The 309-nt window shown below is 36.2% G+C and carries 1 pseudogene; it reads right to left on the bottom strand.

What is annotated here, in order from left to right:
* Window positions 1-309 (bottom strand): annotated as a pseudogene (locus M3P09_RS17240) (hypothetical protein); the annotation flags it as partial.

The following is a 309-nucleotide window of genomic DNA, read 5'->3' as shown; positions in this document are numbered from 1 at the left end:
AGACTGTTCCATAGCCGTCCAAGGGTTTATTCCCCATTGCTCTACAGACTGAATTTTATCTTTGTCTCCTGTATTGTTAAAATAGATTCTAGGGAAAACACCACGAATTGCAACAGTGTATGTACCAGCTGTTAAAGTAGTACTTGTAGTATTACCTGAAACATTGGTAGATTCAGCATTAAAAGTAGCACCATCATAACTCCAATCTATATCATAACTATAGCCTGTTCCAGTTGTAGGAATGGTAATAGTTTCATTTTCTTCAACCACCCAAGTGGTTATAAAATAATCTTCAGTTGTACATCCAAG

The sequence above is a fragment of the Jejuia spongiicola genome (genome assembly GCF_023502325.1).
GTDB classification, from domain to species: Bacteria; Bacteroidota; Bacteroidia; order Flavobacteriales; family Flavobacteriaceae; genus Wocania_A; species Wocania_A spongiicola.
This window is presented reverse-complemented; position numbering and strand designations above follow the sequence as displayed.